This window comes from Flavobacterium bomense, from assembly GCF_003970355.1.
This window is the reverse complement of record NZ_RYDJ01000152.1, coordinates 1-1,253: the sequence shown is the minus strand read 5'-3', so window position 1 is coordinate 1,253 and position 1,253 is coordinate 1. Positions and strand designations below refer to the sequence as shown.

Annotated in this window: 1 protein-coding gene; it reads left to right on the top strand. The window is 35.4% G+C overall.

Annotated features, from left to right (window positions below; translation table 11 throughout):
• Positions 1-1,253 (top strand): UDP-N-acetylmuramate--L-alanine ligase (gene murC, locus EKL98_RS16330; protein WP_126563181.1); only part of this gene is annotated, 1,253 nt, incomplete at both ends.

The following is a 1,253-nucleotide window of genomic DNA, read 5'->3' as shown; positions in this document are numbered from 1 at the left end:
GTTTATTTTATAGGAATCGGAGGAATTGGGATGAGTGCTTTGGCACGTTATTTCAAAGCCATTGGCAAGAATGTGTCTGGTTATGACAAAACCGAAACCGAACTTACAATAGACTTACAGCAGCTTGGGATTGACATTCATTTTGAGGATAAAATCGATTTAATTCCTGCTGATTACTATCCAGAAAACACCTTGGTAATTATCACTCCAGCAGTTCCAAAAACACATTCGGAATGGAATTATTTCTTGGAGAGAGATTATGAAGTAAAGAAAAGAGCCGAAGTTCTTGGAATTATAACAAAAGATACGTTTTGTTTTGCGGTAGCTGGAACACACGGAAAAACAACAACTTCTAGTATTTTAGGACACATCTTATACCAAAGTGGCGTAGATGTAACCGCTTTTGTTGGCGGAATTGTCGAAAATTATAATTCAAATTTAATAGGAAACGGAAAAACCATAACCGTTGTCGAAGCTGATGAATTTGACCGTTCTTTTTTGCATTTGCATCCCGATATAGCTTGCGTAACCTCAATGGATGCAGACCATTTGGACATATACGGAGACAAATCGGCGATTGAAGCTTCCTTTACAGAATTTGCAGATAAAGTAGAAGACAAAAGCAAGCTTTTCGTCACAAAAGGATTGCCTTTAAAAGGAATTACTTGTGCGATAAATGAAGCTGCTGATTTCTCCGCTTTCAACATAAGAATCATTAATAGTCAATACGTTTATGATGTAAAAACACCAACAGAAACTTTAGAAAATATTGAATTCGGCTTACCCGGAAAACACAATTTAATGAACGCGTTAATGGCATTGGCAATGGCAAAAACTTTCGGCCTCCCAACTGAAAACATTACTAGTGCTTTGCGCTCATTTAAAGGAATCAAGCGCCGATTTTCGTATCAAATTAAAAGTGAAAAATTAATTTATATTGATGATTATGCGCATCATCCAACCGAAATAAATGCGGTTCATCAAGCGGTTCGAGAATTGTATCCAAACCAAAAAGTTTTGGCTATTTTTCAACCCCATTTATTTAGCAGAACTAAAGATTTTGCCGATGATTTTGCCAAAAGCTTAGCTGCTTTTGATGAAATAATTTTATTAGATATTTATCCCGCAAGAGAATTACCAATGGAAGGAATAACTTCGAGTTGGTTAATGGATAAAATCGACAACTTAAATAAAAAATTAGCTACAAAAAAAGAATTAATTCAAACCGTTTTAGAAAGTGAGGCAACGGTTAT